The following is a 21,656-nucleotide window of genomic DNA, read 5'->3' on the forward strand; positions in this document are numbered from 1 at the left end:
GATCCGATCGATTCCCGATTTCGCTAACCGGGGATCGGCTACTATATGAATCCACGTGCCGTCCGGACGGGCCCGTGAGAACAATCGGGCCCGTCCGGACAGGAGCGCGGCGAGGGCTATGCGGTGAGGCCGAAGTCGTCCTGCGTGCGCGTCCGCCGCAGGGTTTCGGTGAGCCGGTCGGCGGCAACCTGCGCGTAGTGCTGGGTCTTCTCGACGCCGATGAAGTCGCGGCCCTCCAGCAGGGCCGCGACCCCGGTCGAGCCGGAGCCCGCGCAGAAGTCGAGGACAGTGCCGCCGTCCGGGCAGATTTGCACCAGTTCACGCATGACACTTACGGGCTTCTGCGTGATGTGCTGGCGGTTCTTCCCCGACGGCTGCGACGCGCTGTAGAGGCCGGGAAGGTACACCGGGTTCCGGGCGGCGTCGAGCGCCCCGTTGCTGGCCCAGACGATGAACTCACAGTTCTGGGTGAAGCGCCCCTTCTGCGGCCTGGCCTGCGGCTTGTGCCAGGCGAGGACGCCGCGCCAAAGCCACCCCGCCGCCTGGATGGCGTCCGTCGTGACCGGGAGCTGCCGCCAGTCCGTGAACAGCAGCGCGGTGCCTCCGGTCCTGGTGAGGCGGTGGGCCTCGGTCATGGTCTGGGTGAGCCAGAAGCCGTACGACCTCTGGTCCATGTTCTCGCCGGTGAAGTCCGGCAGGTCATGGCCGGCGTCGGCGGAGGTGTACTTCTGGCGGGCGCTGCGGGACGTGCGCTCTTTCGCGGTCCGGCCGCCGCTGTTGTACGGCGGGTCGGTGATCACGGAGTCGACGCAGTCGGCCGGCAGGCCGGCGAGGACGGTCAGGGCGTCGCCCTGGTGGAGGGAAAAAGGCAAAGGGATACCCCGGGATTCGGGTCGGGAATGAGGGAGAGTGGAATCGCTCCGGCTCGCCGCCCGGTACTGCCCGGAAAATAGGGGCAGGGCGGATGACCGCGTGTGAGGCGGGTGGCGAAGGAGAGGTATCACAACTCTAGGGCACGATCCCCGGTTGGCCGCTGTCGTCGCCGGGCCCGCCCCAGGGGCCCGAAGCGAAGTGGTGGACTATTTCGCCAACCGGGGATCTGGCCTTACTGTTTTGGAACTGCCCGGCGAACACCGCCGATGGCAATCCCCCACCACGCCTTCCTGGAGCATTCTCATGTCCTGTTGCACCTGATCGGCGATCTCCGGGACGCGAGCGGCAACTCGTGTGCTGGAGGAGCAACTGATGTCCCACCACCGGCCGCTGCCTCTCACACCGGACACCACGGCGGACGGATTCACTTCAAGGAGTACCCCTGTGACACACCCGCGCTCCGGCGTGCCCGGAAGCCGCCCACCGGCTGACAACCCCGTTCCGGGAGGCGGCACCGGTTGAAGGCCGCAGCCGCCGCCATCGGCGTCTTCTGCCTCTCCCCCCTTCTCCTCGCCGGGACCGCCGTCCTGGTCACGTCCGGCAGCAGCGCCGCCCTCGACTACACCTCCTGCGCCACCGGCACCGATGTCGACACCGATGCGGTCGCGAAGCAGGTCGCGGCCATCCTCGGCGGCGAGGGCGCCGACCAGGACATCAAGATCGAGGGCCTCGAACTCCCCGCCGAGCAGATCCCGCACGCGAAGACGATCGTCGCCACCGGCATCTCCCTCGGAGTACCCGAACGCGGACAGGTCGTCGCCCTGGCCACGGCCCTGCAGGAGTCTCGGCTCCGCAACCTCGACTACGGGGATCGCGACAGCCTGGGCTTGTTCCAGCAGCGTCCGAGCATGGGCTGGGGCAATCCCGAGCAGATCCGCGACCCCGTCTACAGCTCCACCAAGTTCTACGAGGGTCTGCTCAAGGTCTCCGGCTGGCAGCAGATGACCATCACCCAGGCCGCCCAGGCCGTCCAGAAGAGTGGGTTCCCCGACGCGTACGCGCAGTGGGAGCCGCTGTCCCGGGCACTGCAGCAGGCCATCGTCGCGATCCTGCCCGACCAGGGCGAATCCGGCGAGGACACCGGCTCTCCCAGTACCGGCAGCGGATGCGTCCCGGGTGAGGACGGGTCCGGTTTCGGGCCGATCCCGGAAGGTGCTGTGCCGGAGGGGTACGAGATCCCGAAGGACGCCGATCCGAAGGCCCGTAAGGCGATCACTTGGGCGATGGGGCAGCTCGGCACCCCCTACCAGTGGGGCGGGACCTGCACCGACCCGCGCGGTCCGGATCCGATGGGCCGCTGCGACTGCTCCAGCCTCACCCAGCAGGCGTACCGCGCCGCCGGCGTCTCCCTGACACGTACCACGTACACCCAGGTCAAGGAGGGCAAGGCCGTCTCTGCGAAGGCCATGCGTCCCGGTGATCTCATCTTCTCCCGCGGCACGGCCGCCGTGCCGGAGCACGTCAGCCTCTACATGGGCTCCGGGCTTTTGATCAACGCACCGCGGACCGGGACGAACGTCCGGATCGAGCCTGTGAAGGACACCAAGATCCTCACCGTGCGCCGCGTCCTCTGACGCCCCCTCCCCTCTTCTTCTTCCTTCTTCCCTCCTCTCTTCTTCCTCCGTTTCCCGCGGGCCCGGTGGCCCGTGCAAGCAAGGAGCTTCGCCATAGCCATGTCCCTCGCCGACCGCTTCACCCATCTCGCCTTCGACCCGGGCATCACCCCGAAGGGCGGCGGCCTGCCGGGCCTCAACGTGCTCCGCGACGTCGTCTCTTCGATCAACATGTTCGGGATCATCGCCGTGGTCGGCGCCTTGGCCGTCTCCCTCGGTGTGTGGGCCTGGGGCCACCACTCCGGCGGCCACCAGGCCGAGGCCAACGGAAAGAAGGGCGCGCTGGTGAGCGCAGGCGCCGCGCTCGGCCTCGGCGCCGCCAACGGAATCGTGGCCTTCTTCTCCGCGCTGGGGACGCAGGTCAACTGATGAAACGATCCCGCACCACGGCCCTGCGCCGGCGCACCGCCGGCTGGTCGGCCAACCGCCGCATCGCGGTCGTCGCCGCCGTCCTCGCCGTGCTGGTCGCCGCCGCCGGCCTTGCCGCCTACTTCACCGGCCAGGCCGATCAGGACAGCAAGAACTTCGCTCCCGCAGCTCCCGCGAAGCCCGCCGCCCCGTCCGACGATTCGTCAGAGGGACAGGGCAAGCCGTCGCCCGGCCGGGGCGCGGTGGCCGCAGCTCCGCAGATCGCCGATCCACTGGCCTTCGGCCAGGCCGCCGCCGCGATGCTCTGGTCCTACGACACCCGCACCACCAGCCGCGACCAGCAACTGGCCGGGATGCGGGCGTGGATGACGGACGAGGCGAAGTACGGCGACTGGACCGGGGTGCAGGCCCAGGTGCCGGATCCGGTGCTGTGGTCGCGGATGCGGGACAACGCCCAGCACGCCACCGCCATGGTCTCCACCGCCACGTTCCCCTCGGCGTTCAAGCAGGCGCTGGCGGACGATCCGGCTGCCCTAACCGAGGCGTACATCTACATCGTCACCGCCACCGGCAAGCAGTCCATCGCCTGGAAGGGCGGCGGTGGCGGGGCCGAGGACCGTTCGGTCACCCTCGCCGTCCAGTGCCGCCCATCGGCGGACTGCGCGCTCGTGTCCATCGCCCCCCGCGTCGCCCCGTAGCCGGCTCGCCATCTGAGAGGAGGGGCATCCCTCATGGATTTCTGTGATCTTCCCCTGGCGAACACCGTGTGCGGCGTCGCGGACGCCGCGAAGTTCGTGTCCGACCCGGGTGCGGCGATCGGGAACTGGATGGCCAAGTCGACCGGAGAGCTGGCCGCCGCGGCGGCCGATCTCGCCGCCGACGCCGTCAACGCCACCACGAACATCGACCTGAACGCCGCGTGGTTTCGCGACAACTACGAGACCTTGCTGCCCATCGGACTGATAGTGCTCGTCGCGACGTTCTCCGCGCAGCTGATCCGGGCCGCGATGAAACGCGACGGCCAGGCCCTCGCTCAGGCGTTCACCGGCACCGCGTCCGGTGTGATCTTCGCGTTCGCCGCCATCGCCCTGACCACGGTCGCCATCGAGGTCGTGGACGCTCTGTCGGACGGCCTGTTCAGAGCGGCGGGCACCAGTATCGAAGACGCCGTCCGGCGCACGGTCAAGGTGGGCCAGATCGGCGCCATCTCGGGCCTGGGCTGGCTGGTGATGGTGTTCGCCGGCCTCGGAGCCGCGGTCGGCGCTTTCCTGTACTGGTGCGTGATGATGGTCCGCAAGGTCGGCATCCTGGTCATGGTGACCCTCGCGGTGTTCGCCGCCGCGGGCGGCGGATGGGAGGCGACCCGCCGGTGGCGCCGCGGCTGGATCGAGGCCACCGCCACCCTCGTCGTCTCGAAACTGCTGATGACCGTGGTCTTCCTCCTCGGGATCTCCGCCATGGGCAAGACCGAAGCGAACGACGGCATCGCCGCGCTCTCCGACGTCATGGCCGGCATCGTCATCATGCTGATGGTCCTGTTGTGCCCGTACGTCACGTTCAAGTTCGTGCACTGGGCCGCCGAGGGCACCAACGGCGAGGACATCCACCGCGCCGGCGGAGCCGGTGCGCAGCTCGCCCGGCAGCACGCCGAACGTGCCGGACGGAAAGCCGCCGCCATGGCGGCGACCGCCGGGACCGGCGGAGCAGCTGGTGCCGCAGGCGGCGCGGGGAGTGCCGCGCCGCAGGGCCCGGACTTCGCCGACGGAGGGTTCCCCGGCGATATCGCCTCCTCCTCCACCAGCGCCGACAGCGGCAGCGGTGAAGGTGGCGCTCAGAGTGGTCAGGGCAGTGGCGGTCTGGGTGGCATGTCGCCCGCCGCCGACGCGATGGCCAAGGGCGTGGAGAAGGCCGACCAGGAAGCGCCCGTCAGTCCCGGATCGGGCGAAGGCTCCAGTTCCAGCGGTCAGCAGAGCCCGCCGACGCCTGCAGGTGCCGAACAGGGGGGCAGCAGCCAGTCGGCGCCCGCGGCCCCCGTCGATCCGCCCGCGGGGCACGGGCCGCGCAATGCTCCGGCGAGTACCGCGCCGCCGCCCCCGCAGGGCGCCCCGCCCGCACCGGACTCCACCACCCGTTCCGGTCCGGGCACGTCAAGCGGGCCCGCGAGCCCGCCGCCCTCGCCCACCGGCTCCTGACCTCCACCGCCCCTTGCCGGTCGGAGCACGACCACGTGTGTGGTGCTCCGACCGGCCCCCGGCCCGATTCGCCTGGACGGTTCCCCCTTGTCTGAACTCTCCGCATCCCCAGCACCGGTCACGGTGAAGTTTCCGCACCGCTCGCGGCGCGGCATCCTCCTGGGTCTGTCCCTGCCGCAGCTGACCCTGGTCTCCGCCGCGCTCGCCCTGCTGATGGTCACCGTCGTGTCCACCGGGCTGACCGGCGCCGTGGCCCTCACCCCCCTGTGGGGAGCGGTCGCAGCCCTCGTGTTCGTGAGGCGCAGCGGCCGGTCTCTCGTCGACTGGGCCCCGATCGTCCTGCGCTACCTGTTCCGGCGGCGCTCCGGGCAGACGAAGTGGCTCGCCCGCCCCGTGTCCCGGCCCCGGCAGGACGGCGTCCTCCATCTCCCGGGCACGGCCGCTTCCCTGCGGGTCGTCACCCCCCACGGGTCCGAGGCCGCTGCCGTCCACGACCCACACCGCCAGACGCTGACCGCCGTCGCCCGCATCTCCTCCCGGGCGTTCGCCCTGCTCGACCCCGCCACGCAGAACTCCAACGTCGCCGGCTGGGGCAGAGCCCTGGCCAGCGTCTCCCGCACCGGGCACATCGCCGCCATCCAGGTCCTGGAACGCACCGTCCCGGACTCCGGCGACACCCTGACCCGGCACTGGGCCCAGCAGGGCCACCCCGACACCCCGGTCGCCGGCCAGATCTACAGCGACCTGGTCGCCTCCGCCGGACCGGCCGCGGCACCCCACGAGTCCTACCTGGTGATCTCCCTCGACCTGAAGGCCGCCAAAAGGCTGGTCTCCCAGGCGGGCGGCGGGCTGCCGGGCGCGTTCACGGTTTTGGAGCAGACCACTTCCTCGGTCACCCAGGCCGTGCGCGGGGCGGGGCTGACCGTGTCCGGGTGGCTCAGCGCCCCGGAGATCGCTGCGGTCATCCGTACCGCCTACGACCCGAAGGCCCTGTCCCGGCTGCAGCAGTGGTCGGAGAGCGGCCGGGCCGAAGCCGACCCTGAAGCCGCAGGCCCGGTCGTGCAGGTCGAGGAAGCGGACCGGGTGATCACCGACTCCGCCCGGCACGCCACCTTCTGGGTCGAGAACTGGCCCCGCACCGAGACCAGCGCCGGGTTCCTCCACGGGCTGATGTTCACCGCCGGTGTGCGGCGCAGCCTCTCCCTCATCTACGTGCCCAAGACGCTGGAAGCGGCGCTGCGCGATGTGCAGCGCACCAAGGCCACGATCATCGCGGACGCCGCTGAACGCCGCCGGCGGGGCATGGTCGACTCCGAGGCCGACAGCATCGAGTACGCCGACGCCAAGCAGCGCGAACGGCAGCTGATCGCCGGTCACTCAGACGTCGACCTGACCGGGCTGATTACCGTCTCCGCACCGACCGACGCCCTGCTCGACGCGGCATGCGCGACCATCGAGACCGCCGCCGGATCCGCCCAGGTCGACCTGCGACGGCTGGATTTCCAGCAGCCGGACGCCTTCACCACCGCCGCCCTCCCCCTCGCCCGGATCGCTCTGTGACCCATCCGCCCCCCGATCTCGCCGAAGAGATCCGCGCGCTCCTCGGCCCGCTGCGGGAAATGCACCACCTCCTGGTCGCTGCCGAGCGGCCCCCCACCACGTGCCGCCTCCGAGCCACCGCCTCCGTCGCCCCGACCGCCCGGTGCGGAGCCGCGCCCCCGACGGTGAACGGCACTCCCCGTCCGCCGCCACAAGCCAGACCGCATCACGAGCCGCCCCGGCACCAAGGACCCTCTTGACCTCACCCCCCGACGCCTTCCCCTACCTGCGGGCCTCGACCGCCGGCCTGCGCCACCACTCCCGCGCGCTCAACGCCGAACGCCCCACCGCGCCCCGGGCGGCGGACCGCGCGCATCTGGACACCCTGCACGCCCATCTCACCGCGCTGCACAAGCTCCTGGACCAGTGCGCCGAACAGATCCGGCCCCCGCACCCCACCGCCGGGAGACATCTCGCCGCCGCGCACACCCGAATCTGGCAGGCCACCGCAGAAGTCCACGACGCCTTCCACACTCTCCCCAACACCCCCGGCACCACCGGTTCGGACTGCGACCCGAAGGGCCTGCCGCTAGGTCCGCCGGTGCTGACCATCTGCCAGCGCCACCTCGCCGCCGGCCACGCCATCCGCCGCAAGACCACCCCCGCCGACCTCACCCCGCTCCACGGCCACCCCACCCGGGCCTCATGAGCGGACCACGCCGCCGAAACGAGCCTCCGATGAACCACCGGCCGTCCCGCCGCGCCCGCCGCGCCTCCGCTTCACCGCTGTTCACCCCGCACGGCACGGACCGCGCCGGCCGCAAGAAGGCCCGCCGCCAGCTCGCCGAAGCCACCGCCCAGGCCCGCGCCGCCGCCAACACCCACCTGGACGGTTCGGCACCGGCCGAGGAAGAGATGCCCCGCCCGCTGTACGGGACGGGCGGACGACCCGGTCCTGCGTCCGCCCGCGGCAGCCGACTGCGGCTGCCCGCGCACCGCATGACCACCGCCACCGCCAGCGGCGCGTACCCGTTCCTGGCCGAGGGCGGGCTGGGGGCCGACGGAATCTACATCGGCCGCGACGTCCACGCCGAGGCGGCTTTCAGCTTCGACCCGTTCACCCTCTACGGGAAGATCGAGGGCTTCACCAACCCCAACGTGCTGCTCGCCGGGGTGATCGGACAGGGCAAGTCCGCGCTCGCCAAGTCCTTCGCCCTGCGGTCCGTCGCGTTCGGGTACCGCGTCTACGTCCCCTGCGACCCGAAGGGGGAATGGACGGCGGTGGCCACCGCGCTCGGCGGCACCTCCATCGCCCTGGGCCCCGGGCTGCCGGGCAAACTCAATCCCCTGGACGCCGCACCCCGCCCGGTCAGCGTGCCGGAGGCGGACTGGGCGACCGAGATCCGCAAGCGCCGCCTGCTGCTCCTCGGATCACTGGCCCGGACAGTCCTCGGCCGGGACCTGGCCCCGATGGAGCACACCGCCCTCGATGTCGCCCTCGACACCGTCGTCTCCCACGCCACCGCAACCGGACGGGCCCCGCTCCTCGGCGACATCGCCACCACCCTCAACAACCCGGGCCTCCTCGACATCGCGGGCGGCGCCCTGTCCGGACGGCTCGGCGACGCGGCCCGCGACCTCGCCCACGCACTCCGCAGGCTCGTGCACGGTGACCTCGCCGGCATGTTCGACGCCCCCTCGACCGTCGCCTTCGACCCCAACAGCCCGATGCTCACCATCGACCTGTCCCGCCTCGGCGGCTCCGGCGACGACACCGCCCTCGTCCTCGCCATGACCTGCGCCTCCGCCTGGATGGAGAGCGCCCTCACCGACCCGAACGGCGGCCGGCGCTGGATCGTCTACGACGAAGCCTGGCGCCTCATGCGCCACCCCGGCCTCCTCCAGCGCATGCAGGCCCAATGGAAACTCTCCCGGGGACTGGGCATCGCGAACTTGATGGTGATTCACCGGCTGTCCGACCTGCTCACCGCCGGCGACGCCGGATCCCGCGGACGAGCCCTCGCCGAAGGACTTCTCGCCGACTGCTCCACCCGGATCATCTACCGCCAGGAGAACGACCAGCTCCAGGCAGCCGCCACCCTCCTCGGCCTCACCAGCGTCGAGACCCAGGCCGTCGCCCATCTCAACCGCGGACGCGGCCTGTGGCGGGTCGCCGGACGGTCCTTCATCGTTCAACATCTTCTGCACCCGCAGGAAGCCCAGCTCTTCGACACCGACGCCCGCATGCACTGAAAAAGCGCCGAGTTCACGAATCCCGGCGCACGACCCCGCCGGCGGGATGACGCACGTACTTGACCGTCCCCTCCCTTCCGGTTACTCCGAGGAGCTTCACATCGAATTCCACCCCACCGCTTCGCTTCTCCCCCTGCTCGACGAAGACGACCTGAGCGCTCTCGCCCACGACATCCGCGAGCACGGGCTGCTGCAGCCCATCGTCGTCGACCGCCACGGCCGGGTACTCGACGGACGCGGCCGGCTCGCCGCCTGCGAACAGGCCGGCACTGCACCGGCCTTCACCACCTACGACGGCGACGACCCCGACATCTACATCCTGTCCGTCAACCTCCGACGCCGCAGCCTCACCAAGGGCCAGGCCGCGATGATCACGGTCAAGGCCCGTTCCGTTTCGGAACAACACGGCCGTTCCGACCCGGAACACGACCGGCGTTCCGAAACGGAACAGACGGCACGCTCCCTGGGAGAGCAGATCGGAGTCGCCGTGGCCGTGCTCGGACGGGCAAGCACCGTCCTGCAGCACGCGCCCGACCTCGTGGACCCGGTCATCGCCGGCGCCATGGGGCTGGACGAGGCATACGCCAGCGCCCGGGAGAACAAGGCCAAGGCCAACTCGGCCGAGGTCCAGCTCACCCGCCTGCGCGAAGCAGATCCAGAACTCGCCGACCGGGTCGTCGAAGGCCATCTGACCCTGGCCGGCGCATGGGCGGAGCACACCGCCCGGGTCGAGGAGGACAAGCGGGAGCGCCGCGTCGCCACCCGCCTGCTGGACGAGGTGGTCCCGGTGCTCGCGAAGGCCCGCGGCACCAGGACCTTCAGCCGCTACGACCCGGCCTGTGCCAGCGGTACCCCCATCACCCGCGAGACCATCGCACACGCCGTGACGGCGCTGGCGGAGATGGACCAGGTCTGGCAGGAGCGTAACCTTCCGTGACGTCCACCGCCGACAGCCGCCTCCAGCGCATCGTCGAGCAGAGCGCCGAGGAGCTCACCGACGCCGACGGCCGCTTCCACAAACGCCGTCTCACCGACGCGGTGCGCGAACAGCTCACCCGCGAAGACCTCGACCCCCACATCAGGGCCGCCGCGCTCGACCGGCTCGCCCAGAGCCTGGTCACCGGCTTCGGTGAACATCGCAACCCCCGCCGCAGACGCACCGGCGCCCTCTTCCATCCCCGCGATCTCGTCAAGCTGGGCACCGGCGTGTGGGTGTGGATGGACCGGGCAACCGACTCCGACCTGCTGGAATGGAGCAGGCTGTCGCGGCGCAACCGGGCACGCGTCGACCTGGCGGACACCGAGGTCCAGGACTACGTGGACCAGCGCATCGATGCCTTCCGGGCCCACGCCGATGTCGTCTACCTCGGAGACCTGGAACGCCTGGCATTCGGCTGGACCGCCGACCAGGCCGACATCTGCGGGATTTCGAGCTGAACACCGAGCTCTCGACGGCGTAAGGGACACCGCCGACCTGGACACCCAGATGACGAAAGGCGCGTCCGGGCCGACAGAGCCCTCTTCGTCCGGGACGCTGACCCAGCATGCGCCACGGTCACATGCACCTGGCCACAGATGCGCCGCAGGTCCCGCGGCACACACGTAGCCGGCCCGCTCCGTCGCCGCGATCCGCTTCTCCACCAACGACACCGTCGTCAGAACACTTGCGAGCTCACCTCCATGAAACCCCTCACCCCCGCACCCGGCGCCCGTCCAGGAGCGGGCCCCGAAACAGCCGCCGGACCCGCCGACGACTACCTCCTCGCACTCCACCTGGACGCACTGACCGACCAGCTCAACGGCACCTCCTCCTACAGCGGCGCCGCCGTCTTCCTGAACCAGGTTCTGGAACCGAACCGCGGACTGCTGGAGAAACTGGCCGACTTCTTCGAGGCCGCAGCCGAGAAGGCGAGGGAAGCCGAGAGCGACGACGCCTTCGACCTTCACGACGACCTCACCGACGCCGCCGCGGACGTACGCCAGCTCGGCGAGCAGCTGCACTTCGCCGTCGATCAGATGCGTGACCCTCAGCCTCCCGCACGCCCCCGGCCCGCAGGCGGGCACCGTTGCCCGGGCCTCCGTCGTCCCCCTTCCACCGCCGGTGCTCCCGCCGCCCGGCCGGACCCGCTGACCCATCCACCAGCGACCCACTGTCTCGCCATCCCATCGGAGGACTGTTTGTCCCACCCCGACTTCGAGCTGTACGACAACGTCGGCCGCACCAGCGAGCAGATAGCCGCCGCCCGCCTCGGCATCGCCACCCGTGACGATCTGCTGCGCTGGGCCCGGCGCGACGCGGAGCCCTTCCTGGCCGACCACTCCGTGCCGGAACACCCCCTGCCGAGCCCGGACCTGGCCCCCTACCTCACGGCGCTCGCCGCCGCCCCGACTCCCGCCGAGGCTCACGCCGTCACCGACCGGCTGCTGGACGCCGCCGAACCGGTCCTGCGAGCCGTGAGCGACTATCTCCTGGCCGCCGCCAAGTGGAACGGGCACCACCGCAGTGCCGCTCCCGGGTCACCGCCCCGTCTCCTGATGGAGGCGGCCGGCAGGAGCCTCTCCGTCGTGGGCATCGCCGACGACGCGGGCCTGGCGGCCCTGCGGGCCCACTACGACCCGGCACCCACTCCGGCTGCACCGGACCGGGAACAGGTCCCGCCGAGTCTCCCGCCCACCCCACCGAACGCCGCACCCTCCGGCCCACGGCCTGGCCGGTAGGCCACGCCGCTGCGCAGACCGCGTCATCCGGCTCGGTCCGGCGGCCCCGCTTGAAGCCGCGATCCGCCCACCGCCGCGGCCTGCTGCCATCCGTCTCATGTGCCCGAAAGGCCGCCTCCATGTCCGCCCAGCAACCTCTCGCCCCCGACGAGCCGGTGCATTTCAGCCCCCGCTACCTCGCGGCCAGCCCGCCGGACCTGCACCGCCAGCACCTGGTGGCCTTCGCCCAGGACCACGCGTGGCCCCTCGCCACATACCCGTACGCGGTCACCGCCACCAGCCCGTGCGAACGGATCACGATCCGCCACAGCCGGGCGGAGGAGGGACGGGGGCCGCACCTGACGATCACCGCCCGCACCGGCCATGGCGCGCCCGAAAGGTGGCGGGCCGATATCGCCGGGGCCACGCCCGTGGAGTTCCTGGCCTCTCTCACCGAGACCGTCGCCCGCGGCCTGGAAGCCGACGCGGACCACCTGATCTACGGAATAGGGGGCGGTACCGAGCCGGACATGATCGAGTTGCATGTCGACGAGCGGTGGGAACTGGCGGACGGGCTGGGGCTGGTGGGCATCCAGTCCGTGGACGGGCTCGCCGCGATGATGGGCCGCCCACCCGGCTCCGATGGCCCCCTCCTCCAGGGCGACGAGGACATCGTCTGGCACATCTTCGCCGTCACCCCAGAACTCGGACCCCTGTGGGGCATCTCCTTCACCCAGGAGGCGCCGCCGTTCGTCGTCAACGCCGTTCTGAACGACACCCTGAGTCCGGAGCCCCTCGTGCGGCCCGCCGCCCTCGCGCAGCATCCCGACCTCGCGCACCTGGTCACCACCCGCCGGATCCGTCCGCCTTCCGACCGGTCTCCGCGCAGCGGCCCCGGGCTTCCCCCGCACATGCCCGGCTCCGCGCAGCAGCCGCACACCCGCTGACCACCAGGACCACCTGTGCCCTCTCCTTCCCTCCCCGCCCAGATCAGCCTCTGCGTCAGCGCACGTTCGGGGATCGTCGCCACCGCCGGCGGCGAGAAGTATCCCTGGGCCGAGACCGCCCTCAAGCTGGCCGGGTTCGCCCGCGACCGCGGAGGCGTCTACACACTTACCGACAGCGACCCGGCCTCCGCCCGCCGCGCACTCGCGCGACTGGTCGTCACCGCCGACCGCCACCAGAGCGCGGTGACCACCAGCAGCCGCCCCTACATCGGCGACGTCGCCGACTCCATCGCCCGCCGTCTGCCCGGGACCTGGACCTGGACGGTGGAGATCTACAGCCACCCGATCTGGCAGGAAGACCTCGTCCCCTGGCTCTGGGACACCGGCCCCCTATCTGCAGCGGTGCGCACTGACCGGGTGCCCTATGCCGTTCAGTTCGGCAACGGCGAGGGCGTGCATCTGCTCCTCGCCGAGCGTCCCGGCCACACCCACGGGTATCTGCTGGGCGCCCTCGCGCCCGAACCGTTCGACGACAACGAAGAAGAACCGAACGCCCCGTTGGGCATCGTCCTCGCCCAGGCCCCCGACGCCGCCGCCCAGGCGATCATCGATCAGTTCCTGCCCGCCTACCACCAGGCCGTCCAGCACCGCCGGATCGACGCGGTCGAACACGCCCTCGCCCGCACCCGCGCACTCGTCCAAGACCAGCAACCGGGCATTCCCGCCGCCGACCGGGACTGCGGCGGGCGCTCTTTCCCGGATGGCGCCGTGGCCGAACGCGCCTGGTACGAGTTCCGTGAGTTCCTCGTCCACGGCCCCCTCCTGTTTGCACACGTTCCGCCCGAACAGGAACCGCCCGCAGACCGGGCCGCGCTGGAACGGCTGCGCGGCGCCCTCGACGCGGGGAGCGGACTCCTGCATGACGACTGGCAGGCCGCCTACGAGGACCCGGCGCAGGCAGCCGCCATCATCCGCACCGAGCAGGACCCGGAAACGAAGGCTCGGCGCAGTCGGCTGGCCTGGCCGGCGATCCGGACCTGGCTGGCCGACGGCGATGCCCTGAACCGGCAGGCCCGCGCCAGGCTCAACCGCCCCAGTGCCCGCGCCCTCGCTCTCCCCTCGATGACCCCACGGGCACTGCCGCCGGCTGCGAGCGCCGGCCTCCACCGCTGACCCCGACCGCAAACCCCCGGAGACCTGTGGACCATCCCTCTCACTTCGTGTTCGGCACCCACTCCGAACACGGCTTCGCCGTCACCGCCACCGCCCACACGCCCATCCACCTCGCCGACTGGTACCTCACCCGCGAGCAGTTCGAACAGGTCCCCGGGACGCCGGGCCTCTACCGGCTGACCCGCCCCGACCACGACGGTGCGCGCCGTACCCGCCAGGCCGTCCACGACCTGCGCGCCCGCGGCTTCGCCGTCTACGCCGACTACACCCTCGACCCGGCATCCGAACCCGGTCTGCCGGAGCGGCTCGTCAACGCCCGACAGACCCGACTCGCCCGGGCCGCCACCACCCGCTCACCTCAACTGCGCACCACGGTGTCCCCGCTCCCTCTGCCGGTGGCCGCCCCGGTCCCCGGCGCAGCGGCTGTCCGGCCAGTGGGGAGAAGCCGGTGACCGCCGACGTCCCGTCGCCGTACGCGGTGCTCGGCCACCGTGCTCGGCCGCGGCACCGCCGGTCTCCCTACCTGCCTGCCGATGAAGCGCCACCACCGCGACGCACCGTGTGTTGAGCCCCCGGACGAACCCAACCATTCCCGCTTGGGCGGGTGACCCCCGCACTGACCGACCCGCACCGCGGGGGTCCGCGCCGCCCCTTCCCGACCGAAAGCCCAGCACCCATCTCTCCGCCGCGCTCCGCCGACCAACCGCTCTCCACGCCTCCGCGCGGCCTCCTGCGGGTGGTCCTGGCCCGCCCCCATGTCGTCCGGCTGCTGACGGCCACGCTGGTCGGGCGGCTCCCCACCGTCATGGTGCCGATAGCGGTGATCCTGCTGATCACCACGGCCAGCGGCTCGCTCGCCACCGGCGGGCTGCTCGGCGCCGTCTACTCCCTGACCGCAGCTCTGTCCCAGCCGGGCACGGGCAGGCTGCGTGACCGGTACGGGCCCGTTCGGGTCTCCGGACCAGGCGCCGTCCTGCACGCCGCAACCCTGCTCGCCCTCCCGCACGCCGCCGGCGCGCACGGGGCCGGCGCCGTGGCGACGGTGGTGTTCGCCGCCCTGACCGCTCCCCCGCTGGAAGCGGGCCTGCGGGCCCTGTGGCCAGAGGGCCGTGACCTGGAACGTCCCGACCTCGTTTGCCGACCTGCGTCGTGATGTTCGTGATGTCAGCAGCGTCGGCATGGAGGGCATGTGGCACAGAGACTGGCAATGGGCCGGCTCAGGGTGCAGAAGGTACGACACCGGGACGGCAGCCGTTCTCGTACACCATCTTCGACTCGATGAGCGGGCTGCATCCAGCAGCGGAGCGGTACCTCGCTTCGTACGCGGGCAGGGGATCGGACCGGACGTATGCGTATCTGTTCGTCGATCACCTTCGGTGGTTGGAGTTTGAGGGGCTGGCTCCCGAGACCGTGGGTTTCCGGGATCTCCAGCGGTACATGAAGGCGGTCGGAGAACGCCTCGCCGATCGGCTGCGATCCGCGGAGGCACCGCGCAGCACCGGCCCGCTGGACAACGACCGGCGGTCCTGCGTCGAACTGGGTGCCCTTCCTGAAGATCACGGCTCCCGGGGGCGGGCACGATCCGCGGCTGCTGGACGCGGAGCACATGGAACGGTTCGTCGCAGATCACAGCCTACGGATCCGCGAGAACCTGCCCGCTCTGGGCGTCCGCAGCCACAAGGGGAAGCCGAGCACGGTCACCGAGAACACCGGCCGCTTCATCTTCAATCACGCTCGGGCGATCCTGCGCTTCGCTCTGGACACCGGGCTGGCCGAGGAGATCGGGCTGTCGAGGAAGTTCATCGTCGCGCTGCCGACAGGCAACGCGCCCGCCGTCAAGGCCCGGCGCCCGTTCCCCGACCCAGTCGCCCGGGCCCTGGCCGACCGGTCGAACCTGGAGATGCTGGCAGACCGCTAAGACCCGAACAACCACGGGCTTCGGGACGCCTAGGAGTCTCTGGTGTTCACCGGCCGCCGCGCGAATGAGGTGCTGCAGCTGAGGCTGGACTGCATCGAGATCCACCGCCGTGTCCCGATCCTCTGGCACGACCAGACCAAGGTCGGCAACCTCGCCGAGGCGATCCGCATCCCCGAGACGATCTACCTGCGGCTGCAGAAACGCCAGCAGACCACCCTCGAACGGTTCAAGGACCGCCACGGCTGGCAGCCCACCGCAAAGAAACGGGCAGGGCTGGCCCTGTTCCCTTCCCGCAGCCGCAACCCGAAGGGCACGGTCTCGATTTCGTAGCCCTTCTTCCACACCCGCTTCAGCAGCTGGCTCGAAGACCTCGACATCGGTGCCTGGGCCCCCACCAGGCACGTCACACCCTGGCCACCAATCTCCTCAAGCACGGCGCCGGCCTGCACCAGATCAAGAAGTACCTCGGCCAGGTCTCCCAGCGGATGGCCGAGCGCTACGCGAAGGTCGTCTCGTCCGAGATCGACGACGTTCTGGAACGGGTCTGGGTCGGCGGCCCGGGCTCGGCCAACCCGGGCAAGCTCCTCGTTTCCCCGGCCGAGGGGCTGACCAAGGCCGAGGCCGAGGCGATGGCCCTGGACCTGTCCCGCCCGCAGCACACCGGCCGAAGGCGGCTTCTGCACCTTCCAGCCAGAAGTCTGCGGGGATGCCTGCCCGTGAAACATGGGCTGCCACAACTGCGACAAGTTCGTCATGTCCGACGCCGATCTCCTTTACTGGCGACGCATGGCCGAGCAGTGGCGGACCCAGGCTGAGCGAGCACCCGATGACGCGACCGCCGACTACCTGCACCAGCTCTTCGAGCCGACCGCTCGGGCGATCAACGGGCTGGAGAAGGCTCTGGCCGACCTCGGCCTGCTCGAGGACGCTCTCGCGATGGACCTGCGACGTCCTCAGGACTACTTCCATAGGCTCTGGAGCCTCGCCTTCAGGGCCAGCGATCTCGCCGACGTGCACGACGACAACACCAGCGACTGGCCGGAGACGACGGAATGACCACCCCGACCGTTCCCCGCCGCCCGGACCTCCCGAGCCCTGTCGGTCCGGCGGCAGAAGACGGCAGCCGGCCTGGCCCGGATCAAGGACGTTCTGGACCAGATGATCAAAACCCGGGCGCCCATCACGATGGCCGCGGTCGCGCGAACCGCGGACGTCTCGCGCAGGTTCCTCTACGAGCACGGCGGCGCCCGAGCTCTGGTCGAAGAGGCCATGAACCAGGCCGTCGGCAGGCGTGTCCAGGACCGCCAAACCGTCCAGGCCGAACTCGAAGCGTCCTGGCGCGAGCGGGCCCTGAACACCGAGGCCGCCCTCAAGACCGCTCACGCCGAGATCCTCGCCCAGCGTGAGCAGATCGCCGACCTTCTCGGCCAGGTCCGGGACCTGCGGAGCGAACGGTCGCAGGAAGACATCGCCCGGATCATCACCGACAACGGGAACCTGAAGAGGAGGGTCCGCGAACTGACTGCGGAGAGCAAGTCCCTCACCGGGAAGCTCTCCGCCGCCCGCGACAACGTCCGCTTCGCCGACAAACGCATCGCTGATCTCGAAGTAGAGCTGGCCGAACGAGCCGTACTGTCCTCGACTGAGCCGTAGGCGGCATCCAATACGTTCGTAGCCCCGGCGACATGGCTGTTGCCAGCGGTCCACCGGGGCTTTCACCAGAAGACTACAAGCGGTCTCGGTGGACGTCCACCGGCTCTTCGCCCAGTTATGCAGTCTCGCCGAGCACCCATCCCGCCGAGCTACTGCTTACTTACCGCACGATTTACTCTCTCAATTCCGGTGCGCGCACGAGACGTTGACCTTATCCCTTAACGTTCACTCTGCGACGTTGAAGGATAAGGTCGGGGCTGTCCAGCTTCAGCTAGCCACTGGGCCAAGGAGGTGAGGGCCACTGGCAGGCAGCATCCACACCTGGACATTGTTCAGAACCTCGTCCAAATCTCGCCGATCCTCGCTAGTAGCGTAGAGCACCTGACATCCGCTGACCGCCGCCATTTCCAGGCGTTTCACGAAGGCGGCGAGACTTCTACGGTCGGTCTCTTGCTGACGAGGCTCGTCGAGCATCAGTAGCCTGGCGTGCCGATTTCGAGGTGCGGAGGTAGCAGCCTCGAACAGGGATAGATAATACGCCCACTTCGTTCGAATCATGTCGGAGGCGCTAATTCCCATTGACAGGTCGAAAGTGAGCTCTACCCCATCATTAACTGGAATGAGAGCCGATTCGTCAATCGACAGGTCAGAAGGCGGAACGCTGCGTAGTCCGTAATCCCGGACCTGAGCTTGGAAACTCGAATTCATCCGCGAAACAATCTGCTGATCGGCGCGACTAAGCGTTCCATCGCGCAGTTCAGCCAATCGGTCACGAACATCCTGCCAACGAAGTGCTAGTTCATCGAAATACTCATCAGCCTCGTCGGCCAAGTCGAGCAAGCGTTGCGCTCTTTCAATAGAGGATGCAAGAAGGATTTGCTGCTGAACCTGTGCACGACTCGGCACGGCCGAAGGGCCAGCGAGCTCATCGCGTAGAGCCCTCGACTGCCGCATAGCTCCGTGCAATGCAGCCTGAAGAGAACTACGATTTCTTTCAAGGCTTGCTCTGCGACGTTCAGCGCTCTGTGCCGCCGCACGAACTGTTTCCCTTTCCGCTTCGATCTCCGCGAGGGTTTGATCCAGGTCGGCTGCGACTCCCGTAGCCGTTTCCCGCCCATCGAGCGTCTGCCCGCACGTGGGGCAAACATCATTGGACACCGCCCCGATTCCCAATGTGCTGCCGAGATTGCGGAGCTTTCTCAGGTCCGCGAGGCGATTCCGCTCAACATCAAGACTGGTTGAGCGACTCACAAGCGCATCCGAGTCCGTACGCGAGAGGTTCAGCTGTTCATCGATAAGTCGGATGCGGCCACCAATTTCTCGCACAGAGGTCTCAGCGACGGACAACTCCTCACGTGCTTGATGCGTGTGTTCACCCGCCGGCTCAACACCATCCCGTTCCATCTCACCCAGACGCTGGCGCCAGACGCCAATCTGGCGCTCCAACGGAACCCAGGAGTCGCTCTCCATAACCTCAATCACACAGTGTTGCCGACGGGCAAGCGTGACTGGAGATTCTTGATTCATGAAAACGCGACAATTCAAACTCTTTGCGGCTTCACCGAGACGATCGCTGGCCGACTGCCAACGCTTCTTGACTTCGTCTTCCTCGCTTTTCACCGCAGCCAAAGCAGTGAGTCGTTCCAAGGCCGACAACCCGAGAACGTACTCAACGGAGCGCCTCAACACATCGCGGATACCAAGATACGTAGGCATCCGAGGGGCGACTCCCGACCACCCGGACTTCTGCTCGACATAGAAGAGAGGGAAAAGCGCTTCAAGATAGAGTGAGACTTCAGCCGCATTGAATCCCGGGACAGTCGGAAGGTCCCACCCCAAGAAATCGGCCAACTCCCTATGGAAACCTAGCTCGCGGAAAGCCGCACCGGGCTGTCGGACAAACATGTCGACGCGGCTAACCGTATCGAGCTCGGCTCGACTGCCAGATTTCCAAGTCATGATCAGCGATGGATCAATGCCGTCGCCGCGCACGAACCGCTTGCATCGCATATGAGCACCCTGCTCATTCGCAATGGTTAGCGACACCCACGATTCCCGCACTGGCGAACGCGTTCCGTCCGGAAAATCTGCAACCGTCAGAAGTGCCGGACCGAAGGGAGGTTTCCTACTGGAAGAAAACATTCCTTCCAGCCCCAAGGCATAAACGATTCCCTGCAGCAGCGTAGACTTACCGAAACTGTTCGGGGCGGCGATCACGTTCAAACCAGGCGACAGATCTGTAGCATATCGCAAAAGACCACGTTCAGCCCTGGACGCAATCTCCACACTCACAAGTCGAATCCGCACGCTTAAGCCCCCGTTTCCCCGTGACCGGCCGCCTTTACGACTCCCAACCTATCCCACATGCCTGAGGTAGAGATCGGCCTTAGAGCAGCAAGGAAGCGCTTCTCCTCTTCCAGGAGTTCGATATCCGAGTTGAGCAGTTCCAGATATCTCTTTCCGAGTGGGGTAAGACCATATCGCACCTTGGCCTTTTGCTCAACGAGCCCTTCTGAGTGAGCAATCCTAAGGGCATCACCAAGCGGCGGGAACAATTTCCGTAGTGGGGCCTTTTGCGGGTCGTTACTCCGCCAAGTGGACAGGAACATCTCGGCACTCACACGATCGCTTACGGCCCAAAGAAGACAGTTCAATTGTTCTACGGTGGCCGAGCTTCCTCTGCAACTTCCGAGGATAAGCACGAGAGCAGTTACCCGCCACCCTGCCCTGCTAGTCGTGGGGACAGGGAGGGGAACACGATGCAACTCAACAGGCGTCGAAGGATTACGATGGGGGAACTCTTTGCGCGCAACCAGATTCGCCGGCTGTTTTTCCTGATTGATCGACTCAAGAGGGATGCTATCGGGAAGGGTAGACCACATCAGGCTGCCGTCTTTCTGAAGCGCAGCGGGCAGCGGACAAGCCAGGATGAGACCGCATGCCAGGCAATCTCCTCGCAGAGCACACTGGACAAACCCGGCGCATCCTTCTTGAGGCCCTCCGCCAATCTGCGCACCAGGGTGTCGATCACCTCAGTGCCAGGCTTCTCCATTGCGGAAACGGTCATCGTCAAGGACCTGAGGACGGATTTGAGCCTCCGTTCCACCGCTGCGTAAAGCGGCGGGTGCTCTACCTTCAGACGCTCCATCTGAGATTGACCTCGAAAATAGACCCTGAGCATCTCGTCGCGGTAGTCGGCCAACCACTCTGCATCAGATGCGAGGGAAGGCACCACCGACAGCTTGGCGGAAACTCGGTCGGCAATCTCATTGCCCCCACCGAAACTCCATAGCGACTCATCTGGATCCGGAACATCAAGATGAAGCTCTGTCTCCACCTGTCCAACGAGACGAGCACGCTCAGCAGAAAAAACCTCATCGGTGATAACCAACACCTTGAACTCGTCAGCCAACCACTTCGGTCGCGGCAGGATGGCTGACACGTCCTTCTTCTTTTTCTGCGCATGCTCAACTAGTGAGCGGCTGTCAAACTCAGGAGTCATCAGGACCCAGGTATGCAGGCGCACGTCACCAAGAAGTCGACAGGTGCCCTCAACGTCGTCACAAAGGCGCTTAATGTCCTTCGTAATCTTGCGTTTCTGGGAAGTTGTCTGAGACTCCAGGCTGTAAGCGTCTTCCGGGGCGTAGCACTGATAGCCCACCCCATCAAAGCGAAAGGCCTCCAAGCCGCCGTCACCGCCGTCGCGAGCGGGAATGAACTGAATATTCGAGTCGTAGCGCATCGACAGGAGGCGTCGACAGTAGGCCTCCCATTCGCCCCCGCTCCACTGCTCTCTGATCACTAGAGCACTCTAACGGCGGAACCCTCCCCAGAGACACTGGTTGACCACAGCCAGTTTCCAGCTCAGGAGCTTCGGGGCCACTCAAAATCGAACACTTGAACCACCTCAATTATGGTCGCACGCCTCACTACTCCTTGCGGGTGATCCATCCGCTACATCCCTCAACCTCGCGGACATGTCCGGTACGTTGCACCGCAGATCACCGCCCCTCCGCAGTGTCGCTCAGCCGGAAAAGTGCAGGCGCTGGGGACCCAGCACGCGTAGCGCGTGGCGGGGCGGCTCGGCTCACTGTCCCGGCAGTTCGCCGTTCTCACCGCCGAACTCAGGGAAGCCGGCGACGACCTTAGCTCGACCGTGGCCGTACTGCCGCCTCACCGGACCCCGCTCGCCCACCGTCCTCCGGGCACCGGCCACCCGGCCATCCCCACAACGCTCCCCGTCACGGCACCACCCGCCATGACGCCCGCGCACCGTCGCTGATCCCCACCGTCAAGGCATCAGCGACTCGTGACGCGGCACCGCACTCCAACTCTTCGTTCCCCTTCAGAGGGTCACTTGGCTGTTGTT

22 protein-coding genes are annotated in these 21,656 nt (G+C 68.3%); 19 read left to right on the forward strand and 3 right to left on the reverse strand.

Annotated features, from left to right (window positions below; translation table 11 throughout):
- Positions 1-116: 116 nt before the first annotated feature.
- Positions 117-872 carry a DNA-methyltransferase gene (locus tag ACWCRA_RS01150; protein WP_451066518.1) on the reverse strand — a complete coding sequence of 252 codons (756 nt, stop codon included), beginning with the start codon at positions 870-872 and terminating at the stop codon, positions 117-119.
- A gap of 519 nt (positions 873-1,391) precedes the next feature.
- On the opposite strand from ACWCRA_RS01150, the gene ACWCRA_RS01155 reads away from it, so the two are divergent.
- The 19 genes from ACWCRA_RS01155 (at position 1,392) to ACWCRA_RS01245 (ending at position 17,287) form a co-directional block, all read left to right on the forward strand.
- A complete protein-coding gene (locus ACWCRA_RS01155; protein WP_451066519.1) occupies positions 1,392-2,507 on the forward strand; it encodes a C40 family peptidase in 1,116 nt (371 codons plus the stop codon).
- A 99-nt stretch (positions 2,508-2,606) separates the two neighbouring features.
- On the forward strand, positions 2,607-2,915 hold the full coding sequence (locus tag ACWCRA_RS01160; RefSeq protein WP_451066520.1) for a DUF6112 family protein: 309 nt from the start codon (positions 2,607-2,609) through the stop codon (positions 2,913-2,915).
- Positions 2,915-3,613 (forward strand): hypothetical protein, encoded by a 699-nt coding sequence (locus ACWCRA_RS01165; protein ID WP_451066521.1) that lies wholly within the window; start codon positions 2,915-2,917, stop codon positions 3,611-3,613. The genes ACWCRA_RS01160 and ACWCRA_RS01165 overlap by 1 nt, the downstream gene beginning before the upstream one ends.
- Before the next feature lie 33 nt (positions 3,614-3,646).
- The gene (locus tag ACWCRA_RS01170; protein ID WP_451066522.1) at positions 3,647-5,107 is read left to right on the forward strand and encodes an SCO6881 family protein; all 1,461 of its coding nucleotides are present in this window, start codon (positions 3,647-3,649) and stop codon (positions 5,105-5,107) included.
- Positions 5,108-5,194: 87 nt separating this feature from the next.
- A complete protein-coding gene (locus ACWCRA_RS01175; protein ID WP_451066523.1) occupies positions 5,195-6,667 on the forward strand; it encodes an SCO6880 family protein in 1,473 nt (490 codons plus the stop codon).
- A gap of 235 nt (positions 6,668-6,902) precedes the next feature.
- Positions 6,903-7,355, forward strand: coding sequence for a DUF6238 family protein (locus ACWCRA_RS01180; protein WP_451066524.1), 453 nt, complete (start codon positions 6,903-6,905; stop codon positions 7,353-7,355).
- Between the two features lie 29 nt (positions 7,356-7,384).
- Complete coding sequence (locus ACWCRA_RS01185; protein ID WP_398760326.1) at positions 7,385-8,899, forward strand: VirB4 family type IV secretion system protein; 1,515 nt, start codon at positions 7,385-7,387, stop codon at positions 8,897-8,899.
- A gap of 46 nt (positions 8,900-8,945) precedes the next feature.
- Entirely contained in the window at positions 8,946-9,836 is an 891-nt protein-coding gene (locus ACWCRA_RS01190) for a ParB/RepB/Spo0J family partition protein (protein WP_451066525.1), read from the forward strand.
- Positions 9,833-10,336 (forward strand): hypothetical protein, encoded by a 504-nt coding sequence (locus ACWCRA_RS01195; RefSeq protein ID WP_398760323.1) that lies wholly within the window; start codon positions 9,833-9,835, stop codon positions 10,334-10,336. The genes ACWCRA_RS01190 and ACWCRA_RS01195 overlap by 4 nt, the downstream gene beginning before the upstream one ends.
- A 243-nt stretch (positions 10,337-10,579) precedes the next feature.
- The gene (locus ACWCRA_RS01200; RefSeq protein ID WP_451066526.1) at positions 10,580-11,617 is read left to right on the forward strand and encodes a hypothetical protein; all 1,038 of its coding nucleotides are present in this window, start codon (positions 10,580-10,582) and stop codon (positions 11,615-11,617) included.
- A gap of 119 nt (positions 11,618-11,736) precedes the next feature.
- Positions 11,737-12,543 (forward strand): DUF317 domain-containing protein, encoded by an 807-nt coding sequence (locus ACWCRA_RS01205; RefSeq protein WP_451066527.1) that lies wholly within the window; start codon positions 11,737-11,739, stop codon positions 12,541-12,543.
- 15 nt (positions 12,544-12,558) lie between these two features.
- Entirely contained in the window at positions 12,559-13,716 is a 1,158-nt protein-coding gene (locus ACWCRA_RS01210; RefSeq protein WP_451066528.1) for a hypothetical protein, read from the forward strand.
- Between the two features lie 26 nt (positions 13,717-13,742).
- Positions 13,743-14,168, forward strand: a complete 426-nt coding sequence (locus ACWCRA_RS01215; RefSeq protein ID WP_451066529.1) for a hypothetical protein — start codon at positions 13,743-13,745, stop codon at positions 14,166-14,168.
- 284 nt (positions 14,169-14,452) lie between these two features.
- Entirely contained in the window at positions 14,453-14,869 is a 417-nt protein-coding gene (locus ACWCRA_RS01220) for a hypothetical protein (protein WP_451066530.1), read from the forward strand.
- A gap of 387 nt (positions 14,870-15,256) precedes the next feature.
- Positions 15,257-15,634, forward strand: a complete 378-nt coding sequence (locus ACWCRA_RS01225; protein WP_451066531.1) for a hypothetical protein — start codon at positions 15,257-15,259, stop codon at positions 15,632-15,634.
- A gap of 42 nt (positions 15,635-15,676) precedes the next feature.
- On the forward strand, positions 15,677-15,964 hold the full coding sequence (locus ACWCRA_RS01230; RefSeq protein WP_451066532.1) for a hypothetical protein: 288 nt from the start codon (positions 15,677-15,679) through the stop codon (positions 15,962-15,964).
- Positions 15,965-16,077: 113 nt separating this feature from the next.
- A complete protein-coding gene (locus tag ACWCRA_RS01235) occupies positions 16,078-16,449 on the forward strand; it encodes a hypothetical protein (RefSeq protein ID WP_451066617.1) in 372 nt (123 codons plus the stop codon).
- Positions 16,388-16,690, forward strand: a complete 303-nt coding sequence (locus ACWCRA_RS01240) for a hypothetical protein (protein ID WP_451066533.1) — start codon at positions 16,388-16,390, stop codon at positions 16,688-16,690. Before ACWCRA_RS01235 ends, ACWCRA_RS01240 begins: the two co-directional genes overlap by 62 nt.
- A 39-nt stretch (positions 16,691-16,729) precedes the next feature.
- Positions 16,730-17,287, forward strand: a complete 558-nt coding sequence (locus ACWCRA_RS01245) for a DUF6262 family protein (RefSeq protein WP_451066618.1) — start codon at positions 16,730-16,732, stop codon at positions 17,285-17,287.
- Between the two features lie 267 nt (positions 17,288-17,554).
- Here the strand turns inward: ACWCRA_RS01245 and ACWCRA_RS01250 are convergent, their stop codons facing one another.
- Together ACWCRA_RS01250 and ACWCRA_RS01255 are read right to left on the reverse strand one after the other, a co-directional pair.
- Entirely contained in the window at positions 17,555-19,573 is a 2,019-nt protein-coding gene (locus ACWCRA_RS01250; RefSeq protein ID WP_451066534.1) for a hypothetical protein, read from the reverse strand.
- Positions 19,574-20,168: 595 nt separating this feature from the next.
- Entirely contained in the window at positions 20,169-21,089 is a 921-nt protein-coding gene (locus ACWCRA_RS01255) for a hypothetical protein (protein ID WP_451066535.1), read from the reverse strand.
- Between the last annotated feature and the right edge of the window lie 567 nt (positions 21,090-21,656).

The organism is Streptomyces sp. NPDC001889 (assembly GCF_053594535.1).

What these genes read in the sequence shown, in the direction of transcription:
- ACWCRA_RS01160 (WP_451066520.1), top strand. Translation starts at nt 2,607, where the DNA reads ATGTCCCTCGCCGACCGCTTCACCCATCTCGCCTTCGACCCGGGCATC.
- ACWCRA_RS01165 (WP_451066521.1), top strand. Translation starts at nt 2,915, where the DNA reads ATGAAACGATCCCGCACCACGGCCCTGCGCCGGCGCACCGCCGGCTGG.
- ACWCRA_RS01170 (WP_451066522.1), top strand. Translation starts at nt 3,647, where the DNA reads ATGGATTTCTGTGATCTTCCCCTGGCGAACACCGTGTGCGGCGTCGCG.
- ACWCRA_RS01185 (WP_398760326.1), top strand. Translation starts at nt 7,385, where the DNA reads ATGAACCACCGGCCGTCCCGCCGCGCCCGCCGCGCCTCCGCTTCACCG.
- ACWCRA_RS01190 (WP_451066525.1), top strand. Translation starts at nt 8,946, where the DNA reads ATGACGCACGTACTTGACCGTCCCCTCCCTTCCGGTTACTCCGAGGAG.
- ACWCRA_RS01200 (WP_451066526.1), top strand. Translation starts at nt 10,580, where the DNA reads ATGAAACCCCTCACCCCCGCACCCGGCGCCCGTCCAGGAGCGGGCCCC.
- ACWCRA_RS01205 (WP_451066527.1), top strand. Translation starts at nt 11,737, where the DNA reads ATGTCCGCCCAGCAACCTCTCGCCCCCGACGAGCCGGTGCATTTCAGC.
- ACWCRA_RS01240 (WP_451066533.1), top strand. Translation starts at nt 16,388, where the DNA reads ATGTCCGACGCCGATCTCCTTTACTGGCGACGCATGGCCGAGCAGTGG.